The 20,287-nt window shown below is 69.9% G+C and carries 24 protein-coding genes; 13 read left to right on the forward strand and 11 right to left on the reverse strand.

Annotated elements, in window-relative coordinates:
- Positions 1-20: 20 nt before the first annotated feature.
- From hisI to A3862_RS08355, 3 genes are all read left to right on the forward strand, one after another.
- Positions 21-443, forward strand: a complete 423-nt coding sequence (gene hisI / locus A3862_RS08345; protein ID WP_043759872.1) for a phosphoribosyl-AMP cyclohydrolase — start codon at positions 21-23, stop codon at positions 441-443.
- The gene (locus A3862_RS08350) at positions 440-1,423 is read left to right on the forward strand and encodes a patatin-like phospholipase family protein (protein WP_111473502.1); all 984 of its coding nucleotides are present in this window, start codon (positions 440-442) and stop codon (positions 1,421-1,423) included. Before hisI ends, A3862_RS08350 begins: the two co-directional genes overlap by 4 nt.
- 97 nt (positions 1,424-1,520) lie before the next feature.
- Positions 1,521-3,092: an alkaline phosphatase D family protein gene (locus A3862_RS08355; RefSeq protein ID WP_111473503.1), complete on the forward strand. Its 1,572-nt coding sequence runs from the start codon at positions 1,521-1,523 to the stop codon at positions 3,090-3,092.
- A 181-nt stretch (positions 3,093-3,273) separates the two neighbouring features.
- Here the strand turns inward: A3862_RS08355 and A3862_RS08360 are convergent, their stop codons facing one another.
- Positions 3,274-3,705 (reverse strand): CBS domain-containing protein, encoded by a 432-nt coding sequence (locus A3862_RS08360; protein ID WP_043355353.1) that lies wholly within the window; start codon positions 3,703-3,705, stop codon positions 3,274-3,276.
- 131 nt (positions 3,706-3,836) lie between these two features.
- Positions 3,837-4,658, reverse strand: a complete 822-nt coding sequence (locus A3862_RS08365) for a rhomboid family intramembrane serine protease (protein WP_043355351.1) — start codon at positions 4,656-4,658, stop codon at positions 3,837-3,839.
- Positions 4,659-5,008: 350 nt separating this feature from the next.
- Here A3862_RS08365 and A3862_RS08370 point away from each other — a divergent pair, with 350 nt between their 5' ends.
- Complete coding sequence (locus A3862_RS08370) at positions 5,009-5,608, forward strand: PAS domain-containing protein (RefSeq protein ID WP_043379090.1); 600 nt, start codon at positions 5,009-5,011, stop codon at positions 5,606-5,608.
- 230 nt (positions 5,609-5,838) lie between these two features.
- On the forward strand, positions 5,839-6,480 hold the full coding sequence (locus A3862_RS08375) for a PilZ domain-containing protein (protein WP_043355343.1): 642 nt from the start codon (positions 5,839-5,841) through the stop codon (positions 6,478-6,480).
- A 27-nt stretch (positions 6,481-6,507) separates the two neighbouring features.
- On the opposite strand, the gene A3862_RS08380 is transcribed toward A3862_RS08375, so the two are convergent.
- Together A3862_RS08380 and A3862_RS08385 are read right to left on the reverse strand one after the other, a co-directional pair.
- Positions 6,508-7,089, reverse strand: a complete 582-nt coding sequence (locus A3862_RS08380) for an SCO family protein (RefSeq protein WP_043355341.1) — start codon at positions 7,087-7,089, stop codon at positions 6,508-6,510.
- Between the two features lie 105 nt (positions 7,090-7,194).
- Positions 7,195-7,698 carry a PRC-barrel domain-containing protein gene (locus A3862_RS08385; RefSeq protein ID WP_043355339.1) on the reverse strand — a complete coding sequence of 168 codons (504 nt, stop codon included), beginning with the start codon at positions 7,696-7,698 and terminating at the stop codon, positions 7,195-7,197.
- Between the two features lie 178 nt (positions 7,699-7,876).
- Here A3862_RS08385 and A3862_RS08390 point away from each other — a divergent pair, with 178 nt between their 5' ends.
- Positions 7,877-8,347: a tRNA (cytidine(34)-2'-O)-methyltransferase gene (locus A3862_RS08390; protein WP_043355337.1), complete on the forward strand. Its 471-nt coding sequence runs from the start codon at positions 7,877-7,879 to the stop codon at positions 8,345-8,347.
- Positions 8,348-8,936: 589 nt separating this feature from the next.
- A complete protein-coding gene (locus A3862_RS08395) occupies positions 8,937-9,293 on the forward strand; it encodes a hypothetical protein (RefSeq protein ID WP_043355336.1) in 357 nt (118 codons plus the stop codon).
- Here A3862_RS08395 and A3862_RS08400 read toward each other — a convergent pair.
- The 6 genes from A3862_RS08400 to A3862_RS08425 form a co-directional block, all read right to left on the reverse strand.
- Positions 9,287-10,285, reverse strand: coding sequence for a lytic transglycosylase domain-containing protein (locus A3862_RS08400; protein WP_111473504.1), 999 nt, complete (start codon positions 10,283-10,285; stop codon positions 9,287-9,289). The genes A3862_RS08395 and A3862_RS08400 overlap by 7 nt on opposite strands.
- Positions 10,286-10,291: 6 nt before the next feature.
- Entirely contained in the window at positions 10,292-11,194 is a 903-nt protein-coding gene (locus A3862_RS08405; RefSeq protein WP_111474318.1) for a CsgG/HfaB family protein, read from the reverse strand.
- A 116-nt stretch (positions 11,195-11,310) separates the two neighbouring features.
- Positions 11,311-11,808 carry a curli assembly protein CsgF gene (locus A3862_RS08410; protein WP_043355333.1) on the reverse strand — a complete coding sequence of 166 codons (498 nt, stop codon included), beginning with the start codon at positions 11,806-11,808 and terminating at the stop codon, positions 11,311-11,313.
- A gap of 4 nt (positions 11,809-11,812) precedes the next feature.
- Positions 11,813-12,376, reverse strand: a complete 564-nt coding sequence (locus A3862_RS08415) for a hypothetical protein (RefSeq protein WP_236961864.1) — start codon at positions 12,374-12,376, stop codon at positions 11,813-11,815.
- 237 nt (positions 12,377-12,613) lie between these two features.
- Positions 12,614-12,934, reverse strand: a complete 321-nt coding sequence (gene csgH, locus A3862_RS08420) for a curli-like amyloid fiber formation chaperone CsgH (RefSeq protein ID WP_043759861.1) — start codon at positions 12,932-12,934, stop codon at positions 12,614-12,616.
- Positions 12,935-13,047: 113 nt separating this feature from the next.
- Positions 13,048-13,893 carry a hypothetical protein gene (locus A3862_RS08425; protein WP_043759859.1) on the reverse strand — a complete coding sequence of 282 codons (846 nt, stop codon included), beginning with the start codon at positions 13,891-13,893 and terminating at the stop codon, positions 13,048-13,050.
- A gap of 549 nt (positions 13,894-14,442) precedes the next feature.
- Between A3862_RS08425 and A3862_RS08430 the strand changes: the two genes are divergently transcribed.
- Entirely contained in the window at positions 14,443-15,060 is a 618-nt protein-coding gene (locus tag A3862_RS08430; protein WP_124262958.1) for a hypothetical protein, read from the forward strand.
- A complete protein-coding gene (locus A3862_RS08435) occupies positions 15,057-15,437 on the forward strand; it encodes a hypothetical protein (RefSeq protein ID WP_043379074.1) in 381 nt (126 codons plus the stop codon). The genes A3862_RS08430 and A3862_RS08435 overlap by 4 nt, the downstream gene beginning before the upstream one ends.
- Before the next feature lie 47 nt (positions 15,438-15,484).
- On the opposite strand, the gene A3862_RS08440 is transcribed toward A3862_RS08435, so the two are convergent.
- Positions 15,485-16,492, reverse strand: coding sequence for a dienelactone hydrolase family protein (locus A3862_RS08440; RefSeq protein ID WP_043759855.1), 1,008 nt, complete (start codon positions 16,490-16,492; stop codon positions 15,485-15,487).
- Positions 16,493-16,818: 326 nt separating this feature from the next.
- Between A3862_RS08440 and phnD the strand changes: the two genes are divergently transcribed.
- The 4 genes from phnD to phnE (A3862_RS08460) are packed head-to-tail and all read left to right on the forward strand — an operon-like array spanning position 16,819 to position 20,286.
- Complete coding sequence (phnD, locus tag A3862_RS08445; RefSeq protein ID WP_043353999.1) at positions 16,819-17,841, forward strand: phosphate/phosphite/phosphonate ABC transporter substrate-binding protein; 1,023 nt, start codon at positions 16,819-16,821, stop codon at positions 17,839-17,841.
- Positions 17,842-17,867: 26 nt separating this feature from the next.
- A complete protein-coding gene (gene phnC, locus A3862_RS08450; RefSeq protein WP_052083927.1) occupies positions 17,868-18,671 on the forward strand; it encodes a phosphonate ABC transporter ATP-binding protein in 804 nt (267 codons plus the stop codon).
- A complete protein-coding gene (gene phnE / locus A3862_RS08455) occupies positions 18,668-19,474 on the forward strand; it encodes a phosphonate ABC transporter, permease protein PhnE (RefSeq protein ID WP_111473506.1) in 807 nt (268 codons plus the stop codon). Before phnC ends, phnE (A3862_RS08455) begins: the two co-directional genes overlap by 4 nt.
- Complete coding sequence (gene phnE, locus A3862_RS08460; protein WP_043356476.1) at positions 19,471-20,286, forward strand: phosphonate ABC transporter, permease protein PhnE; 816 nt, start codon at positions 19,471-19,473, stop codon at positions 20,284-20,286. The genes phnE (A3862_RS08455) and phnE (A3862_RS08460) overlap by 4 nt, the downstream gene beginning before the upstream one ends.
- Position 20,287 lies beyond the last annotated feature (1 nt).

A 20,287-nucleotide genomic window follows, 5' to 3' on the forward strand; every position in this document is an offset into this window, starting at 1 on the left:
CCTCAGGCGACGACCTGCCCATGACTGCCCGCGACATCGCTTTCGCTCCCCCCGGCACCCGCGCCGAGGTCGAGGAAGGTACGGCCCTCACGCCCCGATTCGACCGCGACGGGCTCGTCGCCTGCATCGCGGTGGACGCGCAAGACGGGCGGGTGCTGATGCTCGCCCACATGAACGCCGAATCGCTGGCGCGCACGCTCGAGACCGGCGAGGCTTGGTACTGGTCGCGCTCGCGGGGCGAACTCTGGCACAAGGGGGCGACCAGCGGTCAGATCCAGCGCGTGGTCGAGATGCGGGTCGATTGCGACCAGGACGCCCTGCTGATCCGCGTCGAGGTCGGGGGCGACGGCGGCTGCTGCCACACCGGCCGGCGGGACTGCTTCTACCGCAGCGTCGTCCGTGAGACGGACGGCCAGGTCGTCCTGAAGGCCGCCGGGCGATGAACCACCCTCTTGCCACACGGTGGCAAGACGAATCCGCCGATCCCCATTTCCTTCCCGGAACCGTCGAGCCGGTCCGGCCGTCGCCGAGTGCCGGACCGCGGTTCGGGCTCGCGCTCGGCGGCGGCTCGGCCCGGGGCTGGGCGCATATCGGGGTGATCCGTGCCCTCGAGGAAGCCGGCATCCATCCGACCGTTGTGGCGGGCTGCTCCATCGGCGCGGTGGTCGGCGCCTGCTACGCGGCCGGGCGCCTCGACCGGCTCGAAGCCTTCGCCCGGGCGCTGACCCGGCGCCGCGTCGTCGGGCTCATCGATCCCCGTCTGCCGGGCTCCGGCCTGATCGCCGGCAACCGCCTGCGCCAGCGCCTCGCCGCGGATCTCGGCGCGCGCCGCATCGAGACGCTGCCCATCCGCTTCGGCTGCGTCGCCACCGAGTACGGCACCGGCGACGAGATCAGCCTCACCGAGGGCCCGGCGGTGGATGCGGTGCGCGCCTCCTACGCGATTCCCGGCCTGTTCCCACCGGTGGCCCACGCGGGCCGCGTGCTGATGGACGGGACTCTGGTCAACCCGGTGCCGGTGGCGTTGGCCCGGGCGCTGGGTGCCGACCTGGTCATCTGCGTGAACCTCAACGGCGATACCGGCGGTCCGGTGGTGCGCGAGGCGCCGCACCCGCCCCCGCGCCGGGGCCTTCTGCAGGTGGTGCGCGGACGCCTGCCGGGTTTCGACCGTCCCGAGCCCGAGCTCGCCGTACCGGGCATCGCCCGGGTGGTGCTCGACGCCTTCAACACCACCCAGGATCGGATCTCGCGGGCGCGGCTGGAACGCGACCCGCCGGACGTCGCCATCGGCCCGGATCTCGGCGCCTTCGGGCTGTTCGATTTCCACCGCGCCGCGGAGGGCATTGCTCTGGGGCACCGCGCCGCCCGGGCCGCCCTGCCCCGGATCCGCACTATGCTGGAAGGTGCCGCGGCTCGGGCGTGAGGCTGTCGGGCCCCGATCCAGCCCGCCTGCGTGCTTGCCCGTCATCCGGCTGTCGCGACCGCCTGCGATGGGCGCCCTGCATACTGGAGGGCTTCCAATGTATACGAGTCGCCGTCAGATCCTGCTGTCCGGGGGCGCGAGCCTCGTCGGGCTGGCCTCCGGCCTCGGGCGCCCCGGCCTGAGCCGTGCCGCCGACCGGCCGGTCCTCACACACGGCCTGCAATCGGGCGATGTCGGCACCGACTCGGCGGTCGTCTGGGCGCGCTCCGACCGGCCCGCCCGGGCGATCGTCGAATGGGCGACCACCGAGAGCTTTTCCGACATCCGCGGCGGCGTCTTCGCCGACGCCCTGCCCGAGACCGATGGCACCGTGAAGGTGGCCCTGACCGGGCTGCCGGCCGGCCAGGACGTGTTCTACCGGGTCCGCCTCCAGGACATCGCCGCCCCGACGATTGTCGGACCGGCTCAGATCGGCCGGTTCCGTACCGCGCCGGCGGACAGGCGCACGGTGTCGTTCTGCTGGTCGGGCGACACGGCGGGCCAGGGCTGGGGCATCGACGAGGCCCGCGGCGGCATGACGATCTACTCGGCCATCCTGAAGAACCGGCCGGACTTCTTCATCCATTCCGGCGACACGATCTACGCCGACGGGCCGATCCAGTCCGAGGTGAAGCTCCCCGACGGCAGCCTGTGGCGCAACCGGGTCACCGAGGAGGTGGCCAAGCCCGCCGAGACGCTCGCGGAGTTCCGGGGCCGGCACAAGTACAACCTCACCGACCGGAACGTGCTGGCGATGAACGCCGCCGTGCCGATCCTGGCGCAGTGGGACGACCACGAGGTCACCAACAACTGGTGGCCGGGCGAACCCCTCACCCGGGCCGAGCACCTCAAGAAGAAATACTCCGACCCGAACGTCCTGGCCCTGCAGCTGCGGGCGGCCAAGGCGTTTCACGAGTACATGCCGATGCGCTTCGAGCCGGCGGAACCCGGCCGGGTCTACCGCAAGATCGCCTACGGTCCGCTGGTCGACGTGTTCATGCTCGACATGCGCTCCTACCGGGGGCCGAACGGCGAGAACAAGCAGACGGAGTACGGCCCCGAATCCCACTTCCTCGGGCCGCAGCAACTCGCGTGGCTGAAGCAGGCGCTGCTCGACTCCCGCGCGACCTGGAAGGTGATCGCCGCCGACATGCCCCTCGGCCTCGTGGTGACCTACGACGTCGACCGGAATTTCGGCTCGGAGGCGGTGGCGCAGGGCGACGGGCCGCCCCTGGGGCGCGAACTGGAGATCGCCGACCTCCTGCGCTTCATCAAGAGCGCGGGGATCCGCAACACGGTCTGGCTCACGGCCGACGTGCACTACACGGCCGCCCACTACTACGACCCCAACAAGGCGCAGTTCCAGGATTTCGACCCGTTCTGGGAGTTCGTCTCCGGCCCGCTGCACGCGGGCACCTTCGGGCCGAACGCCCTGGACAACACGTTCGGGCCGCAGCTGCGCTTCGTGAAGGCGCCCGACAAGGGTCAGGTGAACCTGTCGCCGGCCGCCGGCTACCAGTTCTTCGGGCACGTGGCGGTGGACGGTCGGACCGAGCAGATGACCGTGACCCTCAAGGACGCGGCCGACACCGACCTCTGGCACGTCACCCTCGATCCCGTGAAGGCGTGAAACGGACCGCGGGCGATCATGGGCTTGAGCTGTCGGCCCGCTCGTCCGTCGACGCGGAGACGCGCAGGTCCCCTCTCCCGTGCGGGAGAGGGCGCGCGCGTCGCGCTCCGGCACCGGCCGCCTGCTCTGAACCGGTGAAGCCCGGGGGCGGAGGGCGCGAGAGACGTGAGGCTTCGCGCCCCTACGCCATCGTGATGTAGTCGCGCAGGGCCTGCTGCTCGGCCTCGACGGAGGCGATCTTGCGCGCCACCACGTCGCCGATCGAGACGAGGCCGATCAGCCGCCCGTCCTCGCAGACCGGCACGTGGCGGAAGCGCCCATCGGTCATCAGCGCCATGACCTCCTCGATCGTGGTGCTCCGACCGCAAGTCGTGACCGCGGTGGTCATATGGGCCGAGACCGGCGCGTCGAAGGCCGAGCCTCCGTGCCGGGCCAGCGCACGCATGATGTCCCGCTCGGAGATGATGCCCGCCACCGTCCCGTCGGCATGGGCGGCCACCAGGGCACCGATCCGCTTGTCGGCGAGGATCTGGATCACGTCCTCCAGTGTCTTGTCGGGGCTCACGGTGACGACGGAGCTTCCCTTCTCGGCGAGGATGCGTGCGACGGTCATGGCTCTCTCCCTTGTGACGCGTCCGGTACGCCGTCAGCCCGCGGCGCCCTGATTGCGTTCTCGGCCGGGTTGGGCCCGGCGCGTTCACATTGTGGCGAGTGTGTGACCGATCCGGCCGGATGGCAAGGTGCTCAGTGCCGCCGCGGCTCCCGAGGATCGACGAGAGGGAACAGGAAGAAGCCCGCGATGAAGCCGCCGAGATGCGCGTCCCAGGCGATGGCGGCGTTCTCGCCGACCAGCGGCATGCTGACGAGGCCGAAGAGCAGGTTGGTCAGGAGCCAGATCACCAGGAACGACACGGCCGTCCGGTTGCGCAGCAATTCGGGGATCGTCTCGGCGGGCCGGGCCGGCGGCACCTGCCAGGCCGGCGCGCCGTAGCCGGAGACCGGCGGCTGGAACACGAAGCGGGCGGCGGCCGCCATCAGGGCCGAGATCCCCGCCGAGGCGCCGACCAGCGGCCCGGCGCCCAGGGGATCGATCAGGATGTGGAACAGGCCCCCGGCCGCGGTGCCGGCAAGGGCGAGGACGCACCAGCGCAGGGCGCCGCAGCGGCGCGCCACCGGGGCGCCGAAGGCCGCGAGCCAGACGCTGTTGAAGATCACGTGCATCCACGAGCCGTGCAGCAGCGCGTAGGTGACGAGCGTCCAGGGCTGGAGGGCGTGCTCGCCCACGATGTAGCGGGCGAAGGCCTCGCGGGCCGCCTCCAGGCTGGGATCGCCCGTATCGGCGGCCGCGCGGATCACCTCGGTGGCTTGGCCGGGATCGAACCAGAGGGTCCAGCGCGCCGGGATCAGCGCCAGGTCGAGGACGAGGCGGATGTCCCAGGTGTCCGGCAGCAGGAACTCGCGCACCGCCTGGATCGCCAGAAGAAGCCCGATCGCGAGGGTGACAACCCCCGGCATGTTGAACACGGGCACGCGGCTCTGCCGCGGAAAGTCGGGGGAGGCATCCATCGCGGCACCATGTCGGGGCACGGCGCGACTGGGCAAGCCCCGGCGACGTATTGAAGCTCGCAAAGACGCAGAGGATACCAGTCCATCACACGGCGCCCATCTGTCTTCGCACCGGTTCCGCCCCGGATGACGGCTGAGCGCCGCGCGGGGTGCGACGATTGTGTCGCCGGCCCTGACGCGCTAACCCCCGGGCCGCGCGTCGCCGGTCGGTCCAGCGATGCGCGGACGCACCGGGCCGGCACGGCCCATGCGCCCAGACGCGGTGAGCGCCCGGATCGGCCCGTCACACCCGCGCGGATGTGCCAGAGTGATCCGGGGATGAACCACAGGCGTTGAGAATCGGGACACCGATGAAACATCCCACCAGCCGCATGCTCCACGCCTACTGGGAGCGCCTGCGCGGAGAGCGGGCTGCTCCGGAGCGCGCCGAGATCGAGCCGGGCGAGATCCGGCACCTTCTCGCCGACAGCCTGATTTTGGAACTCGACATGCTCGCCCGTTCCGCGACGATCCGGCTCGCAGGGACGCGGGTCTGCGCCCTGTATGGCCGTGAACTGAAGGGTGAGCCCTTCGCCCGGCTCTGGGGCTCCCGGGCCCCGGATCCCTGGCGGATCGTCGAGATCGTCGCCAGCGACACGCTCGGCGTCGTGGCGGGCCTGCGCGGCACGAATGCGGCCGGCGAGGCGGCGGACCTCGAACTCCTGCTCCTGCCCCTGCGCCACCGCGGCCGGACCCAGGTCCGCGCCCTCGGCACCCTGAGCCTCGACGGTGCGCCGCACTGGCTCGGCCTGCGCCCGCTGATGGAAGCCGAGACAACCTCCCTGCGCATCCTGCCCAGCCGCCGTCCCGAGGCGGGGCCGCCCGCCCGCACCGCCGTGCGCACGAGCGCCACCTATCCCGGACCGGTGCGCCACGGTCACCTCCTCGTCCACGCCGGCGGGCGTGCCTGAGGATTGTATTCATTCAAAGATTCACTGGGATGACGCTCGCTGCCACGAGCGGATCCGCGCGGGAATCCGAGAACACCGTCACGGCGAAAGTCGATCGCGCCCGTCGAGGCAACGTCCGATAGTGAATGCTTCTACAGGGCCGAAACACGCAGAAGCAGGAAAAAAGGGTTTCGTAACAGTCCGAGCTTAGTCTGTACCGGCCTTTATCTCGGCGTAGGACCTATCTCGGAATGATCGCGGTCGCGGCCACCGCCGGAACAGATCGACGCGGGGCGCCCCCCGAGCCGGCGCGCGGTGCGGCCGACCAGCGCCGGCACCAGCGCGTGCGGGTCGCCGTGCTCGGCCGCTACATGCTGGCCGATCGTCGGGAGTACCCCTGCCAGACGGTGGACATGTCGCCGGGCGGCGTGCGGCTAACCTGCGCGGTGCAGGGCGAAGTCGGCGAACGCGTGGTGCTCTACCTGGAGCATATCGGCCGGATCGAAGGCGTGATCGCCCGCCCCTGCGCGGACGGCTTTGCGGTCCAGCTCAACGCCACGCCGCGCAAGCGGGACAAGCTCGCCTCCCAGCTCACCTGGCTGGCCAACCGGGAGATGCTGGGGCTGCCGGAGGGGCGCTCGCACGAGCGTCTCGTCCCGACCAACACGGCCGTGATCCTGCGCGTCGAGAGCGGCCGCGAGATCAGGGCACGCCTCATCGACATCTCGATGTCGGGCGTGGCGATCTCCTGCCCGGTGCCGCTGCCCCTTGGCGCCGCCGTCACGGTGGGCAGCACGCCGGGGCGGCTGGTCCGCTATTTCGAGGGCGGCTTCGGCGTGCAGTTCCTGCTGCCCCTCTCCCCCGACCGCTTCCATGCCGGGATGACGCTGTAGCGCGTCCCCGGCCGGACCACCCCGCGCTCAGATCTTCCTGGCGAGCTGCGCAGCGACCTCGTCGGCCGGCCGGGTCAGGTCGAGGGCGCCGAGGAAGTGGTTCTGCGCGTCCATGATGTACACCAGGGCGGTATGCTCCATCGTGTAGTCGCCGTCCTTGGCCGGCACCTTGCGGGCATAGGCCCGGTACGCCTTCTCGGTGGCGGTGACCTGCTCGGGGGTCCCGGTGAGGCCGGTGATGCGCGGATCGAAACTCGACAGGTAGGTCTTCAGGCTCGCCGGATCGTCCCGCTCGGGATCCACCGTGATGAAGGCGACCCGCATCGCCTGGCCCTTCGGCCCGAGGGCGGCCAGCACGGCGGAGATCTGCTGCAGGGTGGTCGGGCAGACATCCGGGCAGTGGGTGAAGCCGAAGAACACGAGATGGGTGGCCCCGGCGAAATCGCGCTCGGTCACGGTGCGTCCGTCCTGGTTCACGAGGGTGAACGGGCCGCCGACGCCGGGTACGCCCACCGGCGCCTTGTCGGGCAGGAACGCAAACACCGCCGCCCCGGTGAGGCCCACGAGGCCGAGGCAGAAGGCGAGAAGCGGGACGAGGGCGCGGCGCATGGGACGGGTTCCGACCTCCGGGGGAGGCCGGCACAGCACACAACGGCGCACGGAGGCAAGCCGGCGCGGTGCCGCCGGCCGCCCGGCCCCGCGCCGTCGGCGCGGTCAGGGCTTCTGCGCCGGCTCCCCCGCGGGGCTCGCCGGAGCGGCGCCCTTCGGCGGCTCCTTGCCGAGATAGACGTATTCCGGCGCCGCCCGGAGCTGGTCCTTGGTCGTGTCGATCCGTGCCTGAAGGGTCTTGCCGTCGGTACGGTCGAGCTTGAGCACGGACGGGTCGACCGCGACGTATTTCGAGCCGATCCCCAGGAAGCCGCCGACCCCGATGATCCAGGCCTTCACGGCGCCCTTCTGGTCGAGGACGAAATCGGCGATCTGCCCGATCGTCTCGTTGGCGCCGTTGACGACGCTGGAGCCGATCAGCTTGCTGGCGACCATGTCGTCGGGGGTCTGAGCCACGAAGGTCGGGCGCAGGTTGTCGGCCATGGTGGCGGGTGCGCCGGGAACCGGGGTCGCGGCGCTGCCGCCGTCCGGCTTGGTGCCGTCGGTCTGCGCCGAGGCGGTGGCGAGGCCGGCCAGCAGGAGGGCCGAGGCGAGGAGCGGGGTGCGCATCGGAGCAGGTCTTTCAGACGGAGGCCGAACATGGGGTGGCGCCGCCTCAAGGTTCTGGCGGGGCTTAAGTTCCGCCCGGTCTCGGCATCGGCGGGGGCCGCCGCAGCGGTTTGCCGGCTGTGCGTCGTCGGCGCGGGTCTTTGACGGCGCGGGCCCCACCCCGCACAAGGCGGGTGTCATGCTCCGTCTCGCCCTCTACCAGCCCGACATTCCCCAGAACACCGGCACGATGCTGCGCATGGCCGCCTGCCTGGGGCTCGCGGTGGAGATCGTGGAACCCGCGGGCTTCGATGTCTCCGACCGGCACCTGCGCCGCTCCGGGCTCGACTACCTCGACCACGTGGCGATCACGCGGCACCGCTCCTTCGCGGCCTTCGCGGCGTGGCGGGCCGAGGCCGGGATCCGGCTCGTCCTCGCAACCACGGCGGGCGCCCTGCCCTACACGGACTTCGCCTTCCGCCCGGACGATTGCGTGATGATGGGACGCGAATCCGCCGGCGTACCGGAGGCGGTGCACGCGGCGGCCGATGCCCGGATCGTGGTGCCGATCCGGCCCGGCCTGCGCTCGCTCAACGTCGCGGTTGCGGCCGCGATGATCGCCGGCGAGGCCCTGCGGCAGGTGGGCGGGCCATCGCGGGCGGGCGTCTAGAATCTGAACACGGCCGGATTGGCCGCGCGAACGGCTGCGTTCGACCCGATACCGTCACTCAGCGGACTGTGACGCCATCCCATAGGCGGACCGTGCGGGCTGCGCGGGGCCGTCGGCAGAGTGATCCGCCCCCCGTGAAGGGGCAGTCCTTTTGGCGCTGCAGCTTGCCGCGCTCCGGGGGATCGCCTTGAGCGGCCCTCACCGACATCCCACCGGATCGCTGTGCCGTTGCCGATCAGGCCCGTCCCGCAGGCATCGGTCGGACGAGGGGGCGCCTGCGCCAGGTTCCGCCGCTTGCAGGCCACCAGGAGCCGGCCGTCTCGCCGACATGACTTGCGGATGTAGAGATGGCCCCCTCGGCGGCGCGGCGGTCCGCCGAGCGCCGGTCGATGCTGCGAAACGGGGCGGCGAAGTCGGGCGGGCCTCGGCCGCGCGCCCGACCGGCGGCCGCGGCCCAGATCTGGCCTCTGGAGTTCGAGCGAAATCAGAATTTCGGAACTGGCAGGATAGGTGAATGTTCTGATAGACGCTGAATAATGTAGTTTCAGGCCGACGCAGCGACTCGCCTGCACGGCCGTGAGGTTCGTCCATGTCCGGATTTGCACTGCGGACGATTGTGTTCGCCGCCGCCGCCGCGGGGAGCATCACCGCCGCGGCGGCGCAGGGCGCGCCGGTGCCGAACGTGAACGACTGCACCTTCATCCGCGACCCGACGGCCCTCCGGGACTGCATCGAACTCTACGAGGGGCAGCGCCTCGCGCCCGGCCCGCGACCGGCTGCGTTTCAGCGGGCGCCGGTGATCGACCGGTCCCTGCTTGAGGCGGCGGGCCCAATCCCGGCGGCGGGGGCATCACGGCGCGGGAAGCGGCGCAGGCTTCGGCAGAGCCGCCAGCCGACCACGCCCGCCCAGGCGGTCCGGATCGAGCAGCTCGCGCCCCCTCAGTAGACCGCCTGGACGAGGCAGGTGCGGCCTTCGCCGTTCAGGACCGCGCAGAGGGCCTGCTCGGAGCGCGGCTGCGGGCTCCGTGCCGACGGGCGCTGGGGCCTCGTCCTGGCGGAGCGCGCCGTCGACGACACGGGCCCGTCGCGCAAGACCGGCTCGGTCCCCAGCAGGGACGCAGGACGCAGGAGCGGGTCGGCGCGGCCGGCCCAGGCAGAGCCGAGACTGCGCGGGGCGAGGAAGGCCAGCGCCGTCCCCGGCAGGGACCGGCCGCTCTGCAGGGCCCACTCCTCCAGGGGGCGGCCCGTGATGCGGATCACGTAGTCGCGCGTCTCGGCGGGCATGCCCGAACGGCCGTCGAGCCATCCGCGCACGCGCTGAGGGCCGGCATTGTACGCGGCGGCCGCCAAACCGAGATTGCCGAAGCGCGCGCGGTGCTCGCGCAGGAGTTCGGCGGATTTCGGAATCGCCTCCACGGGATCGAACGGGTTTCGCAGGCCGCGCTCGGCGGCGGTCCCGGGCATGAACTGGGCGATTCCCTGTGCGCCGACCGGACTGACCGCATAGGGATTGAGGCCGCTCTCCTGACGCAGAAGGCGCAGGAAGAAGTCGGGCGGCAGGTCGTTGGCCGCGGCCGCGGTCGCGATCAGCCGGTCCAGGTCGCCATCACCCCGCGAGAACAGCAGCGACGCGGCATCGATCGGCTGGAACGCGCCCCGATCCAGGACCAGAAGGTCGGCCATGGCCGGACTGATCGCCGGACTGATCGCCGGCCACCGGACCAAGCTGGCCACCGGCCCAATCGGCGGCGGCGCACTCTGCGCGAAGGGTGTGAGGTCGGCCGCATCCGGCGCCATCGGGGCACGCGCGGTGCTCGATGCCCGGGGCGCGATGATCGGGGTCAGGGCGGCGGCCAGCACGAGACAGAGGGCGAGCGGCCCCCGCACGCCCCTGCGGCGGTGGCCGAACTGGAGCGGGCGTGCGACGGGCTCCAGCATGGCGGTTCAGGACTTGACCACCACGGGCCCCACCGGCGCCTCTGCGGCCGGAACCTCGAGCGGCGTCGGCTTGTCGCGGGCGAGGTACGCGTCGACCAAGCGCGTCCCGAGCACCGGGTCCCGGAAGCGCCAGAGCTTCTTGCGCGTGCCTTCCATGATCGTCGCGTAGACGGCGAGGTCGATCGCCTCGCGGACGGCCATCTGGGTCGGCTCGTTGCGGGTCACACCCGCCTCGACCTGCAGCAGCTTGGCCACCGCCACGTAGCGGTACGCGTTGGCGTTGAGGGCGACCGAGTAGATCGTCTTCGTCACCGTGACGCTGTTGAGCACCTCGCCGCTCTGCACGGAGACGATGCGCATCGCCACCGTCACCTCGTCGCGCCGGTATTTGGTGTCGCCGCCGATGCCCAGAAGGTTGGCGCCGGCGCCGCCCGTGACGGTGTTGGCATCGTAGCCGATGATGCCGCCCTCCACGATCAGGCCGGCGAACCGGATCGGCGGCAGCGGCTTGGCCTCCACGCCCTCGAATTCCTGGCGCGTGGCCCGGATGAGCTGCCGCTCCTGAAGCAGATTGGCGAGACCGGTGCGCTCCACCACCGAGAACCACTGGCCGCGGCCGGCGCGCCGCAGGGCGTCGACCACGAAGGCGCCCCCGCCCTGCGTGACCGCGCGGGAATATTCCGCGATGTTGTCGTTCGGCTTGTTCTGACCGGTGAGGTCCGGGAAGCTGTAGATCGCGATGTCGACCCGGCGGGTCGGCGGCGGCAGCGTCTCCAGATTGAGGTCGGTGGGCGACGGCGGCGTCACCACCGGGGCCTGGGCGAGCAGCTCCCGCTCCCAGGGGGCGCAGGCGGCGAGGCCCGCACACAGGATGACGGCGCCGACCAGGCTGTTCAGAAGGCTACGCACGGGCAACGCCGTCTCCGTTCCGGTCCGCATGCCGGTCCGCCGCGTCCGCTCGCGCGGCACAGGTCGGCGAAGCCGGCCGCCAAGGATGATCGGTTTCCATCGTCCTGCGCCCGGCTTCAGGGCGCGCCCGAGAGCGGCGTCGTGGCGATCGCGCTGCCGCCGGCCGCCGCCGTCGCCGGGACGACGATGGTAGTGGTCGACTGGCCGTCGAAGATCTGGAGCTGGATGTTGGTCCCCAGACGCTGGAACGTGACCTGGGATCCGCCGAAGCTGTAGCTGCCGCTCTGCTGGGCGTTCTCGCCGAAGAGGGCCTGGGTGATCTGGTTCGCCAGCGAGCTGTAGATCTGCGTCTGCAACTGCTGGGCGAAGATCTGACCGGGGGTCTTGGTGTTGGCGTTGCTCTGGGCCGCCGAGAACAGCTGCTGGTCGCGCTGGGCGGACCGTTGCGCGTCGTTCTGGGCGGCGGCCTCGGCCTGCAGCCAGGCGCCGTTCAGGGGGCTTCCCCCGAAGGACGGGTTGATCGGCTGGTAGACGAGGCTGCTGGCCTGCGCCTCTACGCCCGCAAGGAGAGCCGTGCCGCAGACGAGCGGCCCGAGGAGACGGGACAAGCGCATGGGGTTACCTCCGGGTGACCGAGACGTTGGCGCCGTTGCCGACTTGCGTGATGCTGATCGGCAGGGCGTTGTTGCCCTGCTGCTGCGCCGAGATGGCGTTGTTGTCGCCGCGGACCGTGATCGTCGCGGCCGCGCCGCTGCCGTCCTGCCGGGTACCGACGGTGTTGGAATCGCCGAAGACCGAGACTGTCGACTGATTGTAGGAGCCTGTCTGCTGCTGCGTCACCGTATTGCGCGCGCCGATGATGCTCTGGACCGCGACATTCCCGTAGCCCGACATGTCGATCGTGGAGATGTTGCCTGTTCCGACCTGAAGGGCCCGGGCTTGATTGGCTGCCGGCTGGGGCGGGAGGCTCGGGCTGAGCAGCAGGATGCCGGACTGATTGCCCAGGATGTAGTCGCTCTCCTGGATCGCCCGCCCCGGAGCACCGGCCGCGGCGCGTTGGGCTAGGGCTTGGATCTGTTCGATCGCGACGCGATCCTGGGCCGCCGCCGAGCCGGCCATGAGCGGGAGGACGAAGAGCAGCACTTGACCTGCGGTCCGGCTGCGGCGCGTGCGGCGCATCATCTGTCCCCCCTGCTTGTTTGGCCCACCTTAAATCAGTGCTATTCGATAAAGTACAGCAAAATATCTTATCCACACGGCTTCTAAGCCGGCGTGTGGTGACTATGGCACAATGAATTCTGATAAGAATCGACCCGCTGTCGCCGTTGGCAGCCCATGTCAATGAATCGACGGATAATTTCCCGATAACGAAAAAGTGGTATGTCAACCGACTGACATCGGCGATTATCGATCGGCCGATCAAAGATCGTATATGCTGATATGGCCGCAGTTGATCTTGCGCCCGTCGATCAGCACGGACGCGTCGATCCGGAGCTGGCCGTTCGGCAGGACGCTGACGGTCAGATTGCCGACATCCCGGGTTTCGCCGGGGGCGAGGTCGAAGCCACCGCCCTGCTGCATCGTCGCGGTGCCTGCCGGATCCGATTTCCGCACGACCAGGCTGTACCGCCCTGCGGTGCCGCGGAGCGCCTCGACGCGAAGAGCCAGACGCGTCGTTTCGGCCGAGCGGCTCTCGACCACGCGACAGAGGACGGGCGGATCGACGGTGAGGCTGGGCATGATCGAGACTGCGCCTGCGATCGAAGACGCTGGGATGGCGAGAGAAGGGACGCTCCCGCAGGAGCGCCCCTTCCAGGACACGTCAGACTGGGGATGGGCCTCAGCCCGATCCATTAGTGCTGGCGGATCGTCACGCTGTTGAAGCCGCCGATCTGCGCGAAAGCAGCATTGGCCGAGTTCGCCGACTGCGTGATGGATCCATAATTGCCGAAGCCGTTCTGATAGCCGAAGGCGCCGACAGACGATCCGGTCTGCGTGATCGACGCCTCGTTGCCTCGGCCGATCTGGAGCAGGGCGGCGTAGTTGGTGTTGCCGTTCTGGCTGATGTTGCCTACGTTATAGTCGCCGGACTGGACGATCGCGGCATAGGCGTTGTCAGCCCTGTAGTCTTGCGTGATGCGGGCCCTGTTGTTGTCGCCGTTGAACTGGAAAATGCCCGCGTAGGTGTTCTTCGATCCGGCCTCGGCGGTGATCCACGCCTTGTTCTTGTCGCCGTTCTGCTGGAACTGCGCCACGCCGTTGGTCCCGAGCTGATTCGAGTCGACGGAGTTGGCGATGCCTTGCTGGAACGAGCCGTTGGCGACGCCGATCGTCGGATTGCCGTAGCGATTGCCGGCGATCGTGCTCACGGTGTTGTTCGAGCCGCCCTGCGTGACCTTCAGTTCGTTGAACGCACCATTCTGCAGAATGGTCTGGGCGCCGTTCGAGACGCCGTTCAGGTTGCTCTCCGACAGATTCGGGACTGACAGGTCGACATTGGTCGAGAGCTTGCCGGCCTTATTGTTCGTTCCGGTCTGATCGACAGCCGCGGAGTTCGATAGACCGCGTTGGACGACGAAGGCTTCGTTCGCGGTAGTTCCAGCGCCCATGACGGGGGTCTGGGACTGCGCCGAGGCGCCTGTCGCAAAGGCCGTCAGACCGGCGACCGCCACGGACGCCAGAACAACTGACTTGAACATAGATACACTCCCATTTTTATTTATGTGTCCTCTCGAACACAATCTATGCCATTGCAGTCGCTCTATCGTTACAGCGATTTAACGGCTTGTTAAGCGTATCCATAAGCCGATGATGGGTGTCAAGCGTGAGTTAGGCAAAAATCTACAATCTTTACAATTTTCTGGATTCCTTTTTCAGATGAAAGTGCCGTGAATTCAGTATGGATGGCGCGTCGAAAGACGAACATTCTCAACTGTTTAAAGTGGCCCTGCCGCGATCGCTGACTTAGAATCCATTCCACGGGATAGGCAGTCTTCGTTAGTGCCATCACAGGTCGGTATAGGCGTGTTAAATTGGTCACATCAGTTATGGCTGAAAGTGGTATGTTGCTGGCCAAGCAAGAATGCTCCGAAAGGTGATGTGGGACGGGTCTCACAGGGCCATGCCGCCGTCGCCGCTTAGGATCCGTCGACTGTGCTTGAGCCGAAAGGTTTTCGCGGACGACGAAGAGATCGAATTCACCGCAAGACGAAAAATCGTCTGCGATACGCGTTGAGTGGGAGGCTACGATGAGGCAGCGCGGCCGATCGCTGATGCAGGTCCTGCTCGCCACCGCGACCCTGGGGTCTGTCGGCGCCAACTCGGCCGAGGCTCAGCCCGCGGCCCCGGCCCCGCCGGCAGCCTCACCACAGACACCGCCCGCGCAGCAGCCAGCCTCCGCCAGGGCCGCGTCGACGCAACCGGCGCCCGCCCCCGCGGGCTGCGATGCCACCTGCGTGCGCGCCAACAACGAGGTCGCGTCCCAGATCTGCGCGCCGCGGATCGAGGCGCAGGCGCCGACGGATTTCGAATGGGTCTCGCGGCCCTTCGCCAAGATCTTCCAGCAGGCGGAGGCGCCCGAGGGCGCCGCCACGGTGGTGCGCTATCGGGGGGATTCGATCCGCTTCCTCAGCCCCGCGAAGGAATGGGTACGCGTGACCTACGAGTGCGGGTTCGATGCGGCCAACCGTTCGGTCGCGTATGTGCGGGTGCGGCTCGGCCGGCTCGACCAGGCGGACGCGCCCGCACAGCCGCCGCAGCAGGCTGGCCGCGTCGGGGCGCCGGTCCCACGCAGGCTGCTTCCGTCGGAGCCGAGCGAGGTCGAGATCCGGCAGGTCAACCCGCGGATCCGGCAGGCGCAGCCATGATCCCGACCCGGTCCCGGCAAGCCAGGTCCCGGCAAGCCAAGGCCGTCCTGGCCCTGCTGGCCGGCCTCGGTGCGGCCCCCGCCGCCGCGCAGCCGAGCCCGCTCTCGGTGAACGATTGCACCTTGCTGCCGGACCCGGGCGCCCTGCGGCGCTGCCTCGATCAGGCGGAGGGACGCGTGGTGGCGCCCCTGCCGCCGGTCGCGGGGCCGGCCACGTCCGAGCGCCCCGAACAGGTGGTGCAGGCCGCGCGCGGCGCCCCGGTCGCCAAGCCCGGCGCCAAGCCCGGCGCCCTGCCGCCGACGGACTTCCTCGGCAACAGGCGGGAGCCCGCACCGCGGGCCCATCCGTCGGGGCGGACGGTCATCGATCTCCAGTGACGCCTGCACGGCGTCGATCCGGCGTCGATCCGGCGACGATCTGGCCGTCACGGCCGCCGGAACGCGGCCTCGAGCGCGTCCGAGACGCTCGACAGGGTCGCGGCGCGGGCGGCGGCGTCGGAGCCGATATGCGGGTCGTGCTGCACGCACGGGGCGGTATAGGTGAACGGCGTGGCGTTCGGGCCCTCCACGAGGGCGCCGTCCTCCGCCTCGCGGATCGCGCAGGCGCGGACCGTCTGCGCGCCCTTGGCGACCACGGGGTGGGCCGGCCCGTTCGGGTTGTCGAAGACGTGCTGCGCGCCGGGATAGACGGTCAGGCCGACATCGGCGCCGGCCGCCTTCAGTCGCTCGGCGTAGGCGGCGCAGGTCGCGGCCGGATTGTAATCGTCGCCGCTGCCCCCGAACATCCGGATCGGCCGGTCCACCAGGGCGGTGTCGTCCCGGAATCGGATCGCGCAGTCGGGATAGACCGGCAGGTACAGGGCGGGGGTGACGCCGGAGCGGTTCCAGGCCGCGTCGAAGCGCTTGAGGCTGGCATACAGCGCAGCCTGGCCGCCGCGCGAGAAGCCCATCACGGCGATGCGCGCCGGATCGACCCGCGGATGCTGGGCCAGCACGCCCAGCGCCCGGTAGATGTCGAGGATCAGGTTCGTGCGCGCGAGGAGACTTTGATCGGTGTTGACGCTGGTCAGGCCCCGGCCGGTGAAGCCGTCGATGGCGAAGGTCGAGATCCCCCGCGCCGCCAGCGCCCGCTGCCAGAACTCGATGTTGCCGCCGAGGCCCCCGGAGCCGTGCATCAGGATCACGGTCGGCAACCGCTCCGACCCCGGCTTGGCGATGCGCAGGAGCCCGGCGACCGTGACGGGCTTCGCACCCTCGGACGTGCCGGTCAGGAACTGCCGGTCGGTCAGCGTCAGGCTCTCGAAGGGATGCATCTCCACGCGGGCGGCATAGCTGCCGAGATCGGCGACGCCGTCCTGCGCCGGCTCGGCGGAGGCCGCACGCGGGCTGCAGGCCAGGAGGCCGGCCGTCAGGAACAGGATTGATCGCCGCATCGAAACGCTCCACAGCCGCGCGATACCGTATCAGCGGCGCGGCGGCCCTGTCGCGGCGCGCCAGGACGGAACCGGTTTCCCTTCGGCGCCCGGTGTCACGCCCTGGGGCTCCGGCGGTGGGCACCTGGATGCCGACGGAAACGGGACGCTTCGGAGCCGCCGCAGGCCCCTGTCACCGGGCCGTGTCCTTCAACTTCTGTTCCACGGACTGCCTTGCATCGCCCGGAAGCCGCCGCCTACAAGTTTGCCGACTTAAGGCTCGGCCGCGATCGAGCGAGGACATGACGGCGCCGGCCCGAGGCACGGCTCCGCAGGGAGGATACCGCGTGACATTCGCCCGATACGGCGCAGCCCTGGCGCTGCTCTGCGGCTTCGGTTCCCTGTCGCCCGTCAGGGCCGACGCGTGTCCCAACCGCGGCCAGCTCGACGATGCCTATTGCGACGCCGACAAGGATCTCGTCGCCGACGTCCCGGCCAAGACCCGTGACCCGAGCGTCATCGTCTTCGCCTACACGCCGGTGGAGGATCCCGCGGTCTACGAGAACTCGTTCAAGCCGTTCACGACCTACCTCAGCCAGTGCACGGGCAAGCGGGTCGTCTACTATCCGGTCCAGTCGAACTCCGCCGAGATCGAGGCGATGCGCTCCGGCCGGCTCACGGTGGCGGGCTTCTCGACCGGGCCCCTCGGCTTCGCCGTCAACATGGCCGGCGCGGTCCCGTTCGCCGCCAAGGGCACCGAGAAGGGGTCTGAGGGCTACAACCTGATCGTCGTGGTGAAGGCGAGCAGCCCGTACAAGACGCTGGCCGACCTGAAGGGCAAGCGCGTGGCCCACACGGCGCCGTCGTCGAATTCCGGCAACCTCGCCCCCAAGGCCCTCTTCCCCGAGCAGGGGCTGAAGCCCGGCGAGGATTACAAGCTGATCTATTCGGGCGGGCACGACAAGTCGGCTTTGGGCGTCGGCACCGGCGACTACGACGCCGCCCCGGTGGCCTCGGACGTGTTCTACCGGATGGTCGCCCGCGGCACGATCAAGGGCGACGATTACCGGGTGATCTACACGAGCGAGAAGTTCCCGACCTCGGGCTTCGCCTATGCCCACGATCTCAAGCCGGACCTCGCCGAGAAGCTGAAGCAGTGCTTCTACGATTTCCGCTTCCCACCCGACATGGTGAAGGATTTCGAGGGCGACGACCGGTTCGCGCCGATCACCTACCTCAAGGACTGGGCGATCGTCCGCAAGGTCGCGGAGGAATCGGGCACGCCGTACAACAAGGTCGCCTACGAGCGTGAGGCCGCCCGCGAGGCCGAGGCCGCCCGCAAGAAGGCCGCGGACGCGCCCAAGCCGTGATGCAGGCTGTGACGGCGGGAAGCGCGATGCGCGCGGTCAAGGACGGACCCGACGGCGATCCCCGGGCGGAGGATCCCCGAGCCCTGGTGATCCGCGGGCTGACCAAGGAATACCGGCCCGGCCAGCCGGTCCTGAAGGGCATCGACCTCGTGGTGCCCGGCACCGGGCTCACGGCGATCATCGGGCCGTCCGGCACCGGCAAGAGCACCCTGATCCGCTGCATCAACCGGCTGGTCCAGCCGACCGCGGGGCAGATCCTGTTCCGCGGCGAGGACCTCGCCCGGCTCTCCGGCCCCGCCCTGCGCCGGGCGCGTCGCCGGATCGGGATGGTGTTCCAGGAGTACAACCTGGTCGAGCGCCTCTCGGTGATGGAGAACCTGCTCTGCGGCCGCCTCGGCTACGTGCCGGCGTGGCGCGCGTGGCTGCGCCGCTTCCCCGAGGCGGACATCGCCCGCGCCTTCGACCTCCTCGACGCGGTCGGCCTGTCGGGCTTCGCCACGCGCCGGGCCGACGCCCTGTCGGGCGGCCAGCGCCAGCGCGTCGGCATCGCCCGGGCGATCATGCAGGAGCCCGAGATCGTGCTCGCCGACGAGCCGACTTCGTCCCTCGATCCGAAGAGCTCCGTGGAGATCATGGAGATCCTGTCCCGGCTCGCGGCCGAGCGCGGCGTGCCGGTGGTGGTCAACATCCACAACGTGGCGCTCGCCCAGCGCTTCGCGGCGCGGATCGTCGGCATGTCGGGCGGGCATGTGGTCTATGACGGGCCGCCCGACCGGCTGAGCGAGGCCGACCTACGCGGCATCTACGGCGGCGAGAACTGGCTCGAATGATTGCGACCGCCCGACCGGCCTCCTCCGACGCCGCCGGCCGCGTCGCGTTCCGGCCCAACTGGACCGCCCGCGCCGGCTGGGCGCTCCTCGCCCTCTACGCGGTCTACGCGGCGACCCAGCTCGGCTTCTCCCCCGAGCGCTTCGCCGGCGGCCTCGCCCACGGGCAGCAGTTCCTGGCCCGGATGTTCCCGCCGAACTTCTCCCGCTGGGAGCTGATCCAGTCGGGCATCCTCGAGAGCCTGCAGATCGCCGTGATCGCGACGGTGATCGGCATCGCGGTCGCCCTGCCGATCGGCTTCCTGGCGGCCCGCAACCTGATGCCGCCCTGGGTGACGTGGCCGACCCGCATCCTGATCGCGCTCTGCCGGTCGTTCCACCCGATCATCGTGGCGATCCTGTTCGTGAAGGCGATCGGCTTCGGGGCGCTCGCCGGCGTCATGGCGCTGATCGTCGCCTCGGTGGGCTTCATCGCCAAGCTGTTCGCCGAGGCGATCGAGGAGATCTCCCTGAAGCAGGTCGAGGCGGTGCGGGCGACCGGTGCCGGCTTCCTGTCGACCCTGATCATGGGCGTGCAGCCGCAGGTTCTGCCGCGCTTCATCGGCTTCGCCACCTACCAGCTCGATTCCAACCTGCGGAACTCCACCATGGTGGGCATCGTCGGCGGCGGCGGCATCGGCGCGACGCTGTTCACCGCCTACCAGCGCTTCGACTTCGACGTCGTGCTGGCGATCCTGATCGTCATCGTCGCCCTGATCATGGTGGCCGAGATCGTCTCCGGCTGGGCCCGCAAGGTGTTCCAGTGAGCGTCGCCCTCGCCCCCGCTACCGCCGGCCCGCGCCACTGGCAGCGCTTCCCCCTGTGGAAGCGGCTGGCGCGGCTCGCCTTCACGCTCTGCGCGGTGGCGGCCTTCGTGGCGAGCCTGCGCACCATCGAGGTGATCCCGGAATTCCTCTACGACGCCCCCGAGCAACTGGCCGACCTGTTCGGCCGGATGTGGCCGATGGATGCCGGCTATGTCGGGCCGACCCTGCGGGCGCTGGTGGAGACGCTCCACATCGCGACGCTCGGCACCCTGATCGCCATCGCGATCGCGGTGCCGATCGGGCTGATGGCGGCCCGCAACGTCACGCCCAACCGCGCGCTGAACCTGTTCGCGAAGTTCGTGTTCGTGACCTCGCGCTCGGTGAATTCCCTGGTCTGGGCGCTGCTGTTCGTGGCGGTGTTCGGCCCCGGCCCCCTGGCCGGGACCCTGGCGATCGCGCTCCGCTCCGTCGGCTTCACCGGCAAGCTGTTCGCCGAGGCGCTGGAGGAGGCCAATCGCGGCTCGATCGAGGCCCTGCAGGCCGCGGGCGCCGGCCGGCTCTCGACGCTGCTGCTCGGCTACTGGCCGCAGGTGAAGCCGGCCTTCTGGTCGATCGCGCTGTTCCGGTGGGACATCAACATCCGCGAATCCGCCGTGCTCGGGCTGGTCGGCGCGGGCGGCATCGGCGTCGCGCTCGATACCGCCCTGAACCTGCTCTACTGGGATCAGGTCGCCGTGGTGCTCGCCGCGATCTTCGGCGTCGTCATCCTGGCCGAGATCGTCGTGACGGCGCTCCGCGCCCGGACGCTCTGAG

The sequence above is a fragment of the Methylobacterium sp. XJLW genome (assembly GCF_003254375.1).
Lineage (GTDB): Bacteria > Pseudomonadota > Alphaproteobacteria > Rhizobiales > Beijerinckiaceae > Methylobacterium > Methylobacterium fujisawaense.